The organism is Aquabacterium humicola (assembly GCF_030167915.1).
Classification (GTDB): Bacteria; Pseudomonadota; Gammaproteobacteria; order Burkholderiales; family Burkholderiaceae_C; genus Pseudaquabacterium; species Pseudaquabacterium humicola.
Genome location: NZ_JARGNB010000002.1, coordinates 996,749 through 1,010,325, shown reverse-complemented (window position 1 = coordinate 1,010,325; position 13,577 = coordinate 996,749). Strand labels below are relative to the sequence as shown.

Genomic DNA, 13,577 nt, shown 5'->3' with positions numbered 1-13,577 from the left:
GGTGTTCAGCGCTTAGGCCCGGCTGCGCCGCAAATCTGCCATCCCGCGTCCAGCCACGCGCCTGACCCACCTCACCCCGTCACCGCGACCGCAATGCGCACCAGATGCGACAGCGACTGCGCCTGCATCTTCTCCATGATGTGCGCGCGGTGGCTCTCGACGGTGCGGATCGACACGCCCAGGTCGTCGGCGATCAGCTTGTTCGGCCGGCCGACCACCACCTTGGCCATCACTTCCTTCTCGCGCTCGGTCAGGCGTTGATAACGCTGGATCAGCTCGGCCTGCTCGCCGGCATCGTCCTGGGCGCGCATCGAGCGCTCGATGGCCTCGTGCACGCGGTCGAGCAGCGCCTGGTCGTGGAAGGGCTTCTCGATGAAGTCGAGCGCGCCGGCGCGCATCGCGCGCACGGCCATCTGGATGTCGCCGTGGCCGGTCATCACGATCACCGGCAGCGCGAAGCCGGACTTCGCGAGGCGGTCCTGCAGCTCCAGGCCGCTCATGCCGGGCAGGCGCACGTCGAGCAGCAGGCAGCCCGGTCCGCCGGGCCTGTAGTCGGCGAGGAACTGCTGCGCCGAGCCGTACTGCACGCAGGCGAGGCCGACCGAGCCGAGCAGCATCGCCACCGCGTCGCGCACCGCGGCCTCGTCGTCGACGACATGCACCAGCGGCTTCACGGCTGGCTCCCGGCGCGGACCGCGGGCTGCCACGTCGGCAGCGCGAGGTGGAACAGCGCGCCCGGCGCTGACTCGGCGTCCAGCCACAAGCGGCCGCGGTGTGCCTCGGCGATCGAACGGCTGATCGCCAGGCCGATGCCCATGCCCGAGGGCTTGTCGGACACGAAGGGCTCGAAGATCGAATCGCGCGCGTCGGCCGCGACGCCCGGCCCGCTGTCCCGCACCGACAGCCGGACCTCGCCGTCGCACAGCGCGCTGGTCAGCACCAGCCGGCGCTCCACGCTGCCCGCCTGCTGCATCGCCTCGATGCCGTTGCGCACCAGGTTCAGCAGCACCTGCTCGATCTGGATGCAATCGACGTCGACCTGCGGCAGGGCATCGGCCAGGCGCGTCGTCAGCTGCACGCCGCACTGCGCCGCCTCGGCCCGCGCCAGGCCCAGCACCTCGCGCACGATGTAGTTCGGCTCGACCGGCACGGTGCGCATTTCCTCGCGGCGCAGGAAGCCGCGCAGGCGCCGCACGATCTCGCTGGCGCGTTCGGCCTGCGACGCGATGCCCTGCAGCGCTTCGGTCAGGGCCTGCGGATCGGTGCCCGCGGCCAGCCGGCGCTGGCTGGCCTGGGCATAGGTGCGCAGCGCCGTCAGCGGCTGGTTCAGCTCGTGCGCGATCGCGGTGGCCATCTCGCCCATCGCGCTGATGCGGCCGACATGCGCCAGCTGCTGCAGGTGGCGGCGGCCCTGTTCCTCGGCGCGCAGCCGTTCGGTCACGTCGCGCCCCACCGCGACGACGGCGGTGATGTGCCCGCGCTCGTCGAGCATCGCCTTCTGCGACCACGCCAGGCAGCGCCAGCCCTGCATCGTCGACACCCGCTCCTCGAAGCGGCTCTCGTGCGGCGGCGCGGCCAGCGCGTCCCAGGCCTGCTCGAAGCGCGCGCGGTCGTCCTCGGCCACCGGCGGCCGGAAGCTGCAGCCGACCAGCGCCGGCTCCGACACGCCGAACAGCCGGCAGAACGACGGGCTGGCGAACAGCAGCCGTCGCTCGCCGTCGTACTTGACGATCACCTCGCTCTGGTGCTCCACCAGCAGGCGGTAGCTCTCCTCGCTGGCACGCAGCACGTCCTCGGCGCGCTTGCGCCGCAGCTCGGCGGCGGTGCGCGAGACGAAGATCTGGAACAGCGGGCTGTCGAGCACCGCGCGGTCCATCGGCCCGGTGGTCATGAAGGCGACGTGGCCGATCAGGTGCAGGCCGGCGGTGTCGAGGATAGGCGCGCCGAGGTAGCTGTCGAAGCCGTTCTGCCGCGGCCAGGCGTAGAGGTCGCCCAGGCCTTCGGTGACGCAGTAGATCTGGCCGTCGCGGTGCGTGCGCTCGCAGGGCGTGCCGGCCAGCCGCAGCTCGAAGTTGGGCCGGAAGTCGCCGTCCTGCCAGACCGCCAGCGTGCGCACGCGCGTCGTCGGTTCGTCGATGCACTCGGCGACGAAGGCGCGGCGGAAGCCGAAGGCCGTCGCCAGGTTGCGCATCAGCGTGCGGAAGAAGTCGTCGCCGGTCAGCGGCGCGGTGGCACGCGCCAGCCAGCGCAGCGTCTCGTTGTCCTCGCCCGGCTGCTGCGCCGGCTCGCGCAGCGACAGCAGCAGGCACGCCGGGGCGCCGGCGTCGTCGATGCGCTGCAGCCGGATGTCCACCGCATGCGCGGCGCCATCGTCGTCGCACACCGAGACCGCGCAGGCCGCGGGCACGCCGCGCAGCGCGTCGGCCAGCGCGCCGTCCCAGGCCGGGAGGCCTTCTCCCGTGATGCGCTCGCGCCAGGACGAACCCGCCAGCGCCCGCTTCAGCAGGCTGCGAAGCCCTTCGTTCGCCAGCATCACGCGACCCTCGGCGTCGATCAGCGCGGCCGCATGGTCGAGCGCATCGATCAGCGCCGCCGCGCCGGGTGCATTCACCGCGGCGCGGGCCGGCTCGAAGGCATGCAGGGACATCGGATGGGGACCAGGGAAGAACGGCGGCATTGTGGTGCAGCGGCCGCCGACCGCGATATCCGTAGTGGCCGCGAACGGCCGTCGGGCGGCACGGATTGGCGCGGGCCGGCGCGCTGCCTACAGTGGTTCCACGATGAGCACGTCATCCGCCCCCTCCGGCATCGGCCTGCGCTCGCCGCACTACGCCGACTTCGCGCCCCGTGCGCGCGAGATCGCGCTGATCGAGATGCACAGCGAGAACTGCTTCGGCGGCGGCCGCCACCTGCAGGCGCTGCTCGCCGCGCGGCGCGACTGCGCGGTCAGCCTGCATGGCGTCGGGCTGTCGCTGGGCTCCACCGACGCGCTGGACCGCGGCCACCTCGCGGCGCTGAAGCGGCTGGCCGACCGTGTCGAGCCGATGCTGGTGTCGGACCACCTGTGCTGGTCCTCGGTCGGCGGCGTCTACGTCAACGACCTGCTGCCACTGCCCTACACCACCGAGGCCCTGCGGCACGTCGCCCGGCGCATCGACCAGGTGCAGCAGGCGCTCGGCCGCCGGCTGCTGGTGGAGAACGTCTCGAGCTACCTCGAGTTCGGCGCGGCCGAGCACAGCGAGTGGGATTTCCTGGCGGAGCTGGTGCGGCGCAGCGGCTGCGCGCTGCTGCTCGACATCAACAACGTGCACGTCAGCGCGCACAACCACGGCTTCGATGCGCTGGCCTACCTCGACGCGCTACCGGTCGACGCGGTGGCCCAGTTCCACCTCGGCGGGCACAGCATCAACCCGGTCACGCTCGACGACGGCCGCGCCTGCGAGATCCTGATCGACACCCACGGCACGCCGGTGTGCGAGGCGGTGTGGGCGCTGTACGAGCACGCGCTGCGCCGCTTCGGCGCGCGGCCGACGATCGTCGAACGCGACAACGACCTGCCGCCGCTGCAGCAGCTGCTGGACGAAGCCGCCCGCGCCGCGCGGCTGATGGCCGCGCCCGCGGACCGGGCGCCGGCGCACGAGGGCCGCCGCGATGCCTGCGCTGCGTGAGCTGCAGCGCGAGGTGCTGGCCGACCTGTTCGGCGGCGACGGCCTCGCCGCGCAGCATGTGCGGCCGACGGCGCTGTCCGCCCGGCGCCGGCTCGAGATCTACCGCCACAACATGCAGGCCAGCCTGACCGAGGCGCTGCGCGCGGTCTACCCGACGGTGGCCGAGCTCGTCGGGCGGGGCTTCTTCCGCTTCGCGGCGCAGCAGTACATCAACCGCCATCCGTCTCGCTCGGGCAACCTGCACGACTTCGGCGGCGAGCTCGCGGGCTTCCTCGAAGGCTTCGAGCCGGCCGCCACCCTGCCCTACCTGGCCGACGTCGCGCGCTTCGAGTGGCTGTGGCACGCGGTCTTCCACGCCGAGGCCGCCGCTGCCGACGCCCGCGCGACGCTGTCGACGCTGGCCGCCCTGCCCGACGAGCGGCGCGGCGACGCGGTGCTGCGCTGGCAACCCGCGGCCGCGCTGCTGCACTCGCCCTACCCGGTGCTGGCGCTGTGGCGCTGGCACCAGCTGCCCCCGCACGAGCGGCCGGAGATCGACCTCGACGCGGGTGCCGAGGCGGTGCTGCTGCGCCAGGTGGAGGGGGACGTGCGCGTGCATGCGCTCACCCCCGCCGAGCACGCGCTGCTGGCGGCGTTGCAGGCACGACAGCCGCTGGCGCAGGCCGCCGCGGCGGCGCTGGCGCTGGACGCGGGCTTCGACCTGGCCGCGGCGCTCGGCCGCTATGCGGCGCTGGGCGTGCTGCTCGCCGCCTGACCCGCATCGAGCACGGCGAGGTCCAGCGGCGCCGCGACACCGCCGACGGTGCGCGCCTCGCGCAGCGGCTTCACGCCGGCGTAGCCCTGCGCGCGCGCCTGCTCGTAGGCCGCGCGCGTCGCCAGCGCCCGCGTGCGTTCGGCCTTGTTGTGCTTCTCGAGCTTGGCCGCGAGGTTCACCGCATCCCCGATCACCGTGTACTCCAGGCGCTGGCCGTCGCCGATGATGCCGAACAGCACCCGGCCGGTCGCGACGCCGGCGCCGACGTCGGGCGCGACCGCCCCGCCGGCCGCACGCTGCGCACGCCAGCCGTCCACCGCCCGCAGCACCGCGTCGACCGCGGCCAGCGCATTGGCGGCAGGGGCCGCGTCCGCGGCCACCGCGCCGAAGCTCGCGAGGATGCCGTCGCCCATGAACTTGTCGATGCTGCCACCGTGCGCATGCACGCGCGGCACCACCAGGCGCTGGTACTCGCCCAGCAGCGCCAGCAGCTCGGCGGGCGTCAGGCGCGCGGCTGCCTGCGTGAAGCCGCGCAGGTCGAAGAAGACGATCGCCGCATCGCGCAGCTCGCCCTGGCCGGGCATCGCTTCGGCTTCCGAGCCGGTGATGCGCCGCGCCACCGGGCCGTCGAAGAACTGCGACAGGTCGGCCACCGCGCGCTGCTGCGCGACCGCATGGCGCAGCAGGTGGCGGGCGCGGGCCAGCGCCAGCGCCAGCGTGCCGGTGATCACCACCAGCGCCAGCACCTTGTCGAGCTCGGCGCCCAGGTGCAGCTGCGTCGAGCGCATCGAGGTCACGACATCCCAGGTCAGCGGGTTGGACTCGGCCGCGTGCAGCGTCCAGCCCAGCAGCGCCAGCCAGCCCAGCGCCGCACTGCCGCCGGACAGCAGCACCCAGGCCGGCTCGAAGCGCAGCGCGCGCAGCGCCACCAGCACGAACAGGTAGACGAACTCGCTGCTCTTCAGCGAGAACTGCGGCGGCTGCTCGTACTGCAGGTGGTAGGCCCAGATCACGAACAGCAGCACGGCCGTCTCGGCGATCACCCCCGCGGCCAGCACCGGCCGGCTGAGCTGGCCGGTCCAGGCCGCATACAGCCGCAGCAGCGCCAGCAGCGCGAACAGGCTCAGGCCCAGCGGCGCGGCCTCGATCGGTGCGCCGGGCGAGAAGCCCTGCGGCACCGCGCGGTACAGCAACGCCAGCAGGCCCACCAGCAGCAGCTGCACCACGGTCACCAGCAGCTCGGCGCGGAACTGCTCGCGCTCGACCTCCTGCTGCACGCGCCGCGGCAGCGCGGCGGCCGGCGCGGCGCCCGGCAGCAGCCAGCGCCGCAGCGCGTCGTGGACGCTCATCATCGATGTCAGCCCTCCGGGCGTCGCCGCCTTCAGCCCTTCAACCGGCCGCCGGCGATCTTCAGGCAGGTGCCGGCCGGCAGGCTGATCCATTCGTCCTCGGCGCGATCGGTGGTCGACTGCGCCGCGCAGGCATGCGTCGAGGTGCCGCAGTCGTTCGCGCCGGCGCGCGCGACGCCGTGGCAGCGCTCGCGCGGCAGCGCGAAGCGCTCGCCCGAACCCGGCAGCAGGTGGGTGTAGCGCTGCACCGCGGCCAGCGCCGCCAGCACGGCCCCCCCGAGCACCAGCGCATTGCCGACGCGGCGCTTCATCGCGACGCTCCGGCCGGCAGCTCGCGGCAGCGGCGCGCGAGGTGCATCGCCGCGGCGATCGAGACGCACATCGCCGCGAACGCCAGCCAGGCATACGGCCACAGCAGCGGCATGCCCACCAGGATCAGGCCATCGTTGGCGCCGGGGATCAGCAGGCTGCCCCAGCCCATCAGCACGCCGCCGGCGAAGCAGCGCAGCAGCCCGGCGGCGGTCGCTCTTTTCGGGCGATAGCGATCGGCCAGCCGGCCGCCGACGACGGCACCGGCGAGCAGGCAGCCGAACAGCGCGAGCCGCGCGGGCACGCCGGCCGCCATGCCGCGCGCGAACTCGGCGAGCACGTCGGTGTAGGCCCAGGTGCCGCCGGCGGCGAGCAGCGCGACCAGGAAGGTCAGGCCGATCACCGCGGTGGCCGCGTGCGGCGTCCAGCCGCGCACGGCGGCCTCGCGCAGGTTGCCGCGCCCGCGCAGCAGGCGCACCGCGCCGGGCACGGTGCGCCACAGCGCGAAGGCCAGGAACGGCAGCGCCACCGCCCACGGCGCCTGCAGCAAGGGCGAGACACGATCGAGCCGCGCGGCGGGCGACAGGCCGGCCAGGCCGGCCAGGCCGATCGTCGCGCAGCCGGCGAAGAACCCGGCGGGCGTCGCCGCGTAGGCCCACTCGCCGTTGCCGAAACGCGCAATCGCGCCGAAGACGCAGGCCCCGCCCAGCCAGGCGCCCAGCCCGAGCAGCACACCGCCGAGCACGGTGGCCGCCGACGTGGCGTAGGGCCGCGGCGCCGCGGGCAGCACGCCCAGCAGCGACGCCAGCGCGAGCCCGCCCGCCACCCACACCGACGCCTCGAGCATCGCCCGCAGCCGCGCGGTGCCGCGCCGGTCGACCCACTCGTCGACCGCGGCCACGGTGCAGGTCGCGCCGCGCTGGATCGCGAAGCCCATCACCAGCACCGCCGCGGCGGCGACTGCCAGCGCCAGGCCGGCCGGCATCGCCGTCACAGGAACTCCGCGCGCACGTCGACGCTGGAGCGCACGCCGATCGCGTCGACATGCGCCTTCAGCCAGCGCTCGGCGTGGGCGCGGCCCTTGTCGCGCAGGTGCGTCAGGAAGCCCCAGTCTGAATTCAGCTTGCTGGAGACGCCGTAGTGCGTCATCTCCTCGTCCGCGCGGATCGAGTGGATCAACATCTGCTTGGCCTCGCCCGGCGAGAGCTTGCCGCGTTCGATCAGCGAGGTGACGAAGGCGATCGCCCGCATCTCGCGCATCAGCGACGAGTTGAAGCTGACCTCGTTGAGGCGGTTCATGATCTCGGCCGCGCTGCGTGGGCAGCCGCGGCGCACGATCGGGTTCAGGTGCACGATCAGCACGTCGCGCGACTCGCAGTCGTAGATCAGCGGGTAGATCGCCGGGTTGCCGACATAGCCGCCGTCCCAGTAGAACTCGCCGTCGACCTGGACGGCCTGGAACATGAACGGCAGGCAGGCCGACGCGAGCACCGCGTCGGCGGTGATGTCCTGGCAGTGGAAGACACGGACCTTGCAGGTCTCGACGTTGGTCGCGGCGAGGAACAGCTTGATCGCCGAATGCCGGCGCAGCGCGGCGAAGTCGACGTGGCGCTCCAGCACCTCGCGCAGCGGGTTGAAGTTCAGCGGATTGAGCTGGTAGGGCGAGAACACGCGCATCGCCATGTCCATCCACAGGTAGCCCGGCGACTGGTCGAGCGACCAGTTGCCCAGCGCCGAGGCCCACGGCAGCGGCTTGTACGGGCTGTACAGCGCGCCCGCCTCGGACACCGCCTGCCAGAACCCGGCCAGCGCCTGCCGCGCGCCCTCGGGTCCGCCCTGGGTCCAGCCATAGGCCAGCACCGCGGCGTTCATCGCGCCGGCACTGGTGGCGCTGATGCCTTCGAACGCGAGCCGGCCGTCCTCGATCAGGCGATCGAGCACGCCCCAGGCGAAGGCACCGTGCGCGCCGCCGCCCTGCAGCGCGAGGTTGACGGGTTTGACGGCCGCGGCGCTGGCCGCGGCGGAGGCGCCGGCCGCGGCCGTCGTCGACTTGCGCGCCCGGCGCGGCTTCACGGACATGTCCATCGTGTCGCCCCGTTCAGTGCTGCGTCCAGCCGCCGTCCATCGCCAGCGCGGTGGCGGTCATCGAGGCCGCCGCGTCCGACGCCAGGAAGACCGCCAGCGCCGCGAGCTCGTCGACCCTGACGAACTCCTTGCGCGCCTGGTGCGCGAGCATCACGTCGCGCACCACCGCCTCGGGCGAGATGCCGTGGGCCTTGGCCTGGTCGGCGATCTGCGCCTCGACCAGCGGCGTCTTCACGTAGCCCGGGCAGATGGTGTTCGCGGTGATGCCGAACTCGGCCAGCTCGATGGCCACCGTCTTCGTCAGCCCGACCATGCCGTGCTTGGCGGCGACGTAGGCCGACTTGAACGGCGACGCGGTGAGCCCGTGCGCCGACGCGATGTTGACGATGCGGCCGAAGCGGCGCGCCCTCATCTGCGGCACCACGGCCTTGATCAGGTGGAAGGCCGACGAGAGGTTGATCGCGACGATGCGGTCCCACTGCTCGTCCGGGAACTGATCGACCGGCGCGACATGCTGGATGCCGGCGTTGTTGACGACGATGTCGACGTGGCCGAAGGCCTCGGCGGCCTCGGCGGCCATCGCGCGGATCTGCTCCGGCCGGCTCATGTCGGCGCCGCTGTGCAGCACCTTCACGCCGTACTGCCGCTGCAGCATCGCGCGCGTGGCCTCGATCTCGCCGGGCTGGCCGAAACCGTTGAGCATCACGTCGGCGCCGGCCGCGGCGAACGCGCGCGCGATGCCCAGGCCGATGCCGCTGGTGGAACCGGTGACGATGGCGGACTTGCCGTCGAGCATGGGGAAATCTCCGTTCAGTGAAGGTCGAATCAAGGTGGGGTCGCGTCGGCATCGGCCTCGGCGGTGCGCGTGAAGCGCAGGTGCGTGATGTCGGCCGCGAAGGCCATCGCCCAGGTCCATTCGACCCAGATGCGCAGCTTGCGGCCGGCGGTGGGCATGCGCAGCAGGTAGTAGGCGCGCCACAGCAGCCAGGCCGGCAGGCCGCTGAAGCGCAGCCGTCCGATCTGCGCGACCCCCTTCAGGTGGCCGGTGGTGGCCATCATTCCGCGCGAGCGGTGGCTGAAGGCCACGGTCGGCCGCTGTTCGATCGCTGCGAGCAGGTTGCGCGCGAGCACCTGCGCCTCGGCCACCGCGAACTGCGCGGTCGGCGGCGCCAGCGTATCGCCGTTGTGCACCAGCGCGCAGTCGCCGAGCGCCCAGACGCCGGGCCGGCCGGTCACCAAGAGGTCGCGCTCGGTGACGATGCGCCCGCGCTGCAGCGGCAGGTCGAGCTGCTCGACGAAGGGGTTGGCCCGCGTGCCGATGGTGCAGACGACGGTCGAGGCGTCCAGCCGGGCGCCGTCGGCCAGCATCACGCCGTCGGCCTCCACCCGCACCGCACGCGCACCCAGCCGCACGTCGACGCCGCGGGCGGCGAGCGAGCGCGCGGCCGACACGCCGAGCGACGCCGGCAGCTCCGGCAGCAGCCGCTCGCCGTCCTGCAGCAGCGTGACCTTCAGCTCGTCGCGGGCGACGCGCGGGTAGAAGCGCAGCGCGCCGCGCAGGAAGTCCGACAGGCTGCCCGCGACCTCGACGCCCGAGAAGCCGCCGCCGATGACGATCAGATGCCCGAGCCGGCGCCGCGCCATCGGATCGTGCTCGAGCTCGATGCGGGCCAGGCGCTGCAGCACGCGGTTGCGGATGTGCAGCGCATCGCCCACCAGCTTCAGCGGCAACGCATGTTCGGCCAGGCCCGGCACCAGCGTGGTATTGGCGCGCGTGCCGACCGCCAGCACCAGGTGCTCGAACGGGATCTCCTGCAGGCCGGCGAGCGTCGAGGCACGCAGGCACCGGCGTGCGAAGTCCACCTCCAGCGCACGGCCCATCACGAACTGCGTGCGCGGCGCGTCGATCATCTGGCGGATCGGCGCGACGACGTGCTCGGGGAACACCGCCGCGCCGACCACCTCGGCCAGCATCGGGTTGAAGGTGGTGTAGCTCTCCTCGCTGAGCAGCAGCAGGCGCCAGCCTTCAGGCAGCCGGCGCTGCAGCGACTGCACCAGCGTCGTGCCGGCGAAGCCGCCGCCGACGATCACGATGTTGCGCACGGCCGTCCGACCTCAGGCGCGGCGCGCGCCGAAGCGGCGGCCGATCAGGTGGTCGAGCGACAGCGCGCCCGGCCCGTGCAGCAGGCTCACCAGCAGCAGCAGGCCCCAGTGCTGGTGGTCCTTCAGGCCGACCTCGCCGATCTCCGGGTACGAGATCACCGCGACGGCATTCAGCACGAACAGGCCCAGCGCAGCGATGCGGGTGCCCAGGCCCAGCACCAGCATCACCGGGAACGCCAGCTCCGCCGCGGTGGCCAGGAAGGCGGCGAGCGCCACCGGCAGCAGCGGCACCGCGTACTCGTTCTCGAACAGCGCGAGCGTGGTCTCCCAGCTCGCGATCTTGGTCAGGCCGGCCTTGAAGAACACGCTGGCGACGAACACCCGCACCAGCAGGTCCAGGGCCGGCGTGCCCCATTCGAGGCGCGAGATCGAGCTCTGCACGAGCGCGATCGGGTTGGCGATGCGGGTGGCAAGCACGGCGCGCTCCTTCAGCCCTTCTTGGCCTTCAGCGCCTCGGCGCCGCCGTGCACGTTCTCGGGCTTGTCGGTCAGCTTGCCGCCGGCGATCTTGGCGCAGGTGCCCTTGGGCACCAGCACCCAGGCCTCGGGATCGCGGTCGACCTTGGCGGTGCCGGCGCAGGCGCTCTTGCTGGTGCCGCAGTCGTTGCCGCCGGCTCGGGCGATGCCGGCGCACTTCTCGCTGTCGCCCTTGGCGGCGACGGCCAGATCGGCGGTGGCGCCGAGGCCCAGCAGCACGAGGCCGGCGAGCGCATGGCGGACGAGGGGTTGGTGGGCATTCATGGAGACTCTCCTTGGTTCAACAGGGGTGGTGGGGGAAGGCACGGAAGAAGCATCGGCGCGCCGGTTCACGCGCCGATGGCATGGAGATCACGTTTCGGTCACGTCGCGCTGCAGCAGGTAGGCGTTGAAGCCCGAGTGCTCGTCGGAGAACACGCGCAGCGTCGACCAGCCGGCGATACGCGCGATCGCCTGCACCCGCAGCGCGCCGACCTTGTACGAACTCTCGGTGTGGATCGATTCGCCGGCGGCGAACCAGAAGCTGCGGCCCAGCACCTCCACCGTCTGCGCGCAGCGGCTCACCAGGTGCATCTCGACGCAGCGATCGTGGGTGTCCCAGCGGGCCTCGTGCTTGAAGGTCTCGGGCTCGAAGTCGCCGCCGAGCTCGGCATTGATGCGCGACAGCAGGTTCAGGTTGAACTGCGCGGTGACCCCCTCGCGGTCGTCGTAGGCCGGCAGCAGCCGTCCCGGGTCCTGCGTGCCGTCCAGGCCCAGCCACAGCAAGGCGCCGGGGCCGAGGATGCGGCCCAGCCGTGCCAGCAGCACCGCGGCGTCCTCGGGGGCGAAGTTGCCGATCGTCGAACCGGGGAAGAAGCCGATCCGCCGGCCGGGGCCGGTGTCGGGGTCCCAGGGCCAGTCCAGCGGCGGCAGCGGCAGCGAGGTCAGCGTGCGCAGGTCGCCGATCGCCGGCTGCACCAGCAGCCGCGGGAACGTGCGCTTGAGCGCATGCGCCGACTCGACCATGAACTGCGCGGCGATGTCCACCGGCACGTACAGCCCCGGCCGGTCCAGGCCGGCGAGCAGCAGCGGCGTCTTTCGGCTGGAGCCGCTGCCGAACTCGACCACCGTCGCCCGCGGCCCGGCCAGCGCACCGACCTCCGGCGCGTGGCGCTCGAGCAGCGCGATCTCGGCGCGCGTCAGGTAGTACTCGTCGAGCCGCGTGATGTCCTCGAAGAGCTTCGAGCCGCGGTCGTCGTAGAGCCAGGTGCTGCTGATGTGCTTGCCGCGTGCGCTGAGGCCCGCGACCACGTCGCGCGCGAAGGGTGTGTCGGTCCGCGCCACCCGGGGGGTGGCGAAAGCAATGGCGCTCATGGTGCCTCCTGGAAGTCGGTGGGGGTCAGTCGGGGGTCAGTTCGGTCAGGCTGCCGAGCAGGGTCGGAATCAGCTCGCTGACCGTCGGATGGATGTGCACGCAGCGCTGCACGACGGTGTACGGCGCGTCGGCCGCCATCACGTCCAGCAGCGAATGCACGATCTCGTCGGCGTCGATGCACAGCAGCGTCGCGCCGAGGATGCGTTGCGTCCGGGCGTCGACCCAGACCTTCATGTAGCCCTGGGTCTCGCCGCGCTCGCGGGCGCGGCCCACGCGGGTCATCGGCAGCGTGCCGACGAGCGCGCGGCGGCCGCTGGCGCGGACCTGCGCCTCGTCCATGCCGATGCGCGCCAGCGGCGGATCGGTGAACAGCGCGTAAGCCGGGATGCGCTCGCGCACGCTGCGCTGTTCGCCGTCGAGCAGGTTCGCGGCGACGATCTGGTGGTCGTGGTACGCGGTGTGGGTGAACGCACCGCGGCCGTTGACGTCGCCCAGCGCCCAGATGCCCGGCACGTTGGTGCGCAGCTGGTCGTCGACGGTGATGAAGCCGCGCGCATCGGTCCGGATGCCGGCGGCGGCAAGGCCGAGGTCGTCGGTGTTCGGCCGCCGGCCGATCGCCGACAGCAGGTGGCTGCCGACGATCTCGTGCGCGACGCCGCGGCTCTGCAGCGATACGCGCACCTGGCCGTCCGCGGTGCGCTCGACGCGCGCCGCACCGACGCCGGTGATCAGCTCGATGCCCTCGCCGCCGAGGATCGCCGCCAGCTCGCGCGAGACCTGCTCGTCCTCGCGGGCGACGATGCGATCGGCCGCCTCGAGCACCGTGACCCGCGCGCCGAAGCGGCGGTGGATCTGTGCGAACTCCAGCCCGATGTAGCTGCCGCCGATCACGATCAGGTGCTCCGGCACCGCATCGAGCGCGAGCAGGCCGACGTTGTCGAGCACCGGCGTGCTGTCGATGCCCGGCCAGTCCGGCAGCACGGCCCGGCAGCCGACGTTGACGAAGACCTGCGGCGCCTGCAGCCGCCGGCCGTTCACCTCGATCTCGTGCGGGCCGGCGAAGCGCGCATGGCCGCGCAGCAGGCTCAGGTTCGGCATGCCCTCGAGCCAGCGCGTCAGGTTGCCGACCGACTGCTGCACGACGCGGTCCATGCGCGCCTTCACCGCCGGCATGTCGATCTGCACCGGCCCGCCGATGCGCACGCCGTAGTCCGCCGCGCGCCGCGCGATGTGCGCCGCGCGGGCGCTCGCCACCAGCGTCTTCGTCGGCATGCAGCCGTGGTTGACGCAGGTGCCGCCGAGCTGCGCGCGCTCGACCAGCGCGACACGGCGGCCGGCCGCGGTCAGGCGCGACGCGAGGAACGGGCCGGCCTGGCCGCTGCCGATGACGATGGCGTCCAAATCCGTGCGCATGGTGGT

At 72.9% G+C, this 13,577-nt stretch carries 14 protein-coding genes; 2 read left to right on the top strand and 12 right to left on the bottom strand.

Going from position 1 to position 13,577, the window contains the following annotated elements; translation table 11 throughout:
- Positions 1-71 precede the first annotated feature (71 nt).
- Positions 72-674 carry a response regulator transcription factor gene (locus P1K89_RS14910; protein WP_284617226.1) on the bottom strand — a complete coding sequence of 201 codons (603 nt, stop codon included), beginning with the start codon at positions 672-674 and terminating at the stop codon, positions 72-74.
- Positions 671-2,647, bottom strand: a complete 1,977-nt coding sequence (locus P1K89_RS14905; RefSeq protein WP_284617225.1) for an ATP-binding protein — start codon at positions 2,645-2,647, stop codon at positions 671-673. Before P1K89_RS14905 ends, P1K89_RS14910 begins: the two co-directional genes overlap by 4 nt.
- A 133-nt stretch (positions 2,648-2,780) precedes the next feature.
- Between P1K89_RS14905 and bufB the strand changes: the two genes are divergently transcribed.
- Both bufB and P1K89_RS14895 read left to right on the top strand, forming a co-directional pair.
- Positions 2,781-3,668: an MNIO family bufferin maturase gene (bufB, locus tag P1K89_RS14900; protein ID WP_284617224.1), complete on the top strand. Its 888-nt coding sequence runs from the start codon at positions 2,781-2,783 to the stop codon at positions 3,666-3,668.
- Positions 3,652-4,422 (top strand): HvfC/BufC N-terminal domain-containing protein, encoded by a 771-nt coding sequence (locus tag P1K89_RS14895; protein WP_284617223.1) that lies wholly within the window; start codon positions 3,652-3,654, stop codon positions 4,420-4,422. Before bufB ends, P1K89_RS14895 begins: the two co-directional genes overlap by 17 nt.
- On the opposite strand, the gene P1K89_RS14890 is transcribed toward P1K89_RS14895, so the two are convergent.
- The 10 genes from P1K89_RS14890 to P1K89_RS14845 form a co-directional block, all read right to left on the bottom strand.
- Positions 4,389-5,774 (bottom strand): adenylate/guanylate cyclase domain-containing protein, encoded by a 1,386-nt coding sequence (locus tag P1K89_RS14890; RefSeq protein ID WP_284617222.1) that lies wholly within the window; start codon positions 5,772-5,774, stop codon positions 4,389-4,391. The two genes, P1K89_RS14895 and P1K89_RS14890, sit on opposite strands and share 34 nt — an antisense overlap.
- A gap of 29 nt (positions 5,775-5,803) precedes the next feature.
- Positions 5,804-6,082, bottom strand: a complete 279-nt coding sequence (locus P1K89_RS14885; protein WP_284617221.1) for a BufA1 family periplasmic bufferin-type metallophore — start codon at positions 6,080-6,082, stop codon at positions 5,804-5,806.
- Entirely contained in the window at positions 6,079-7,065 is a 987-nt protein-coding gene (locus P1K89_RS14880; RefSeq protein WP_284617517.1) for a YeeE/YedE thiosulfate transporter family protein, read from the bottom strand. Before P1K89_RS14880 ends, P1K89_RS14885 begins: the two co-directional genes overlap by 4 nt.
- Positions 7,066-7,070: 5 nt before the next feature.
- Positions 7,071-8,165, bottom strand: a complete 1,095-nt coding sequence (locus tag P1K89_RS14875) for a patatin-like phospholipase family protein (RefSeq protein WP_284617220.1) — start codon at positions 8,163-8,165, stop codon at positions 7,071-7,073.
- Positions 8,166-8,178: 13 nt separating this feature from the next.
- Positions 8,179-8,961: a 3-hydroxybutyrate dehydrogenase gene (locus P1K89_RS14870; RefSeq protein WP_284617219.1), complete on the bottom strand. Its 783-nt coding sequence runs from the start codon at positions 8,959-8,961 to the stop codon at positions 8,179-8,181.
- A 29-nt stretch (positions 8,962-8,990) separates the two neighbouring features.
- Positions 8,991-10,268 (bottom strand): NAD(P)/FAD-dependent oxidoreductase, encoded by a 1,278-nt coding sequence (locus P1K89_RS14865; RefSeq protein WP_284617218.1) that lies wholly within the window; start codon positions 10,266-10,268, stop codon positions 8,991-8,993.
- Positions 10,269-10,280: 12 nt separating this feature from the next.
- Positions 10,281-10,745 (bottom strand): DoxX family protein, encoded by a 465-nt coding sequence (locus tag P1K89_RS14860; RefSeq protein ID WP_284617217.1) that lies wholly within the window; start codon positions 10,743-10,745, stop codon positions 10,281-10,283.
- Positions 10,746-10,756: 11 nt separating this feature from the next.
- On the bottom strand, positions 10,757-11,068 hold the full coding sequence (locus P1K89_RS14855) for a BufA1 family periplasmic bufferin-type metallophore (protein ID WP_284617216.1): 312 nt from the start codon (positions 11,066-11,068) through the stop codon (positions 10,757-10,759).
- Between the two features lie 87 nt (positions 11,069-11,155).
- Positions 11,156-12,157, bottom strand: a complete 1,002-nt coding sequence (egtD, locus tag P1K89_RS14850) for an L-histidine N(alpha)-methyltransferase (protein WP_284617215.1) — start codon at positions 12,155-12,157, stop codon at positions 11,156-11,158.
- Between the two features lie 25 nt (positions 12,158-12,182).
- Positions 12,183-13,571: an FAD-containing oxidoreductase gene (locus P1K89_RS14845; protein WP_284617214.1), complete on the bottom strand. Its 1,389-nt coding sequence runs from the start codon at positions 13,569-13,571 to the stop codon at positions 12,183-12,185.
- Positions 13,572-13,577 lie beyond the last annotated feature (6 nt).

Excerpts from the sequence above, each read along its gene's own strand:
- P1K89_RS14905 (WP_284617225.1), bottom strand. The coding sequence starts at position 2,647 with ATGTCCCTGCATGCCTTCGAGCCGGCCCGCGCCGCGGTGAATGCACCC.
- bufB (WP_284617224.1), top strand. The coding sequence starts at position 2,781 with ATGAGCACGTCATCCGCCCCCTCCGGCATCGGCCTGCGCTCGCCGCAC.
- P1K89_RS14895 (WP_284617223.1), top strand. The coding sequence starts at position 3,652 with ATGCCTGCGCTGCGTGAGCTGCAGCGCGAGGTGCTGGCCGACCTGTTC.
- P1K89_RS14890 (WP_284617222.1), bottom strand. The coding sequence starts at position 5,774 with ATGATGAGCGTCCACGACGCGCTGCGGCGCTGGCTGCTGCCGGGCGCC.
- P1K89_RS14885 (WP_284617221.1), bottom strand. The coding sequence starts at position 6,082 with ATGAAGCGCCGCGTCGGCAATGCGCTGGTGCTCGGGGGGGCCGTGCTG.
- P1K89_RS14880 (WP_284617517.1), bottom strand. The coding sequence starts at position 7,065 with ATGCCGGCCGGCCTGGCGCTGGCAGTCGCCGCCGCGGCGGTGCTGGTG.
- P1K89_RS14875 (WP_284617220.1), bottom strand. The coding sequence starts at position 8,165 with ATGGACATGTCCGTGAAGCCGCGCCGGGCGCGCAAGTCGACGACGGCC.
- P1K89_RS14870 (WP_284617219.1), bottom strand. The coding sequence starts at position 8,961 with ATGCTCGACGGCAAGTCCGCCATCGTCACCGGTTCCACCAGCGGCATC.
- P1K89_RS14855 (WP_284617216.1), bottom strand. The coding sequence starts at position 11,068 with ATGAATGCCCACCAACCCCTCGTCCGCCATGCGCTCGCCGGCCTCGTG.
- egtD (WP_284617215.1), bottom strand. The coding sequence starts at position 12,157 with ATGAGCGCCATTGCTTTCGCCACCCCCCGGGTGGCGCGGACCGACACA.
- P1K89_RS14845 (WP_284617214.1), bottom strand. The coding sequence starts at position 13,571 with ATGCGCACGGATTTGGACGCCATCGTCATCGGCAGCGGCCAGGCCGGC.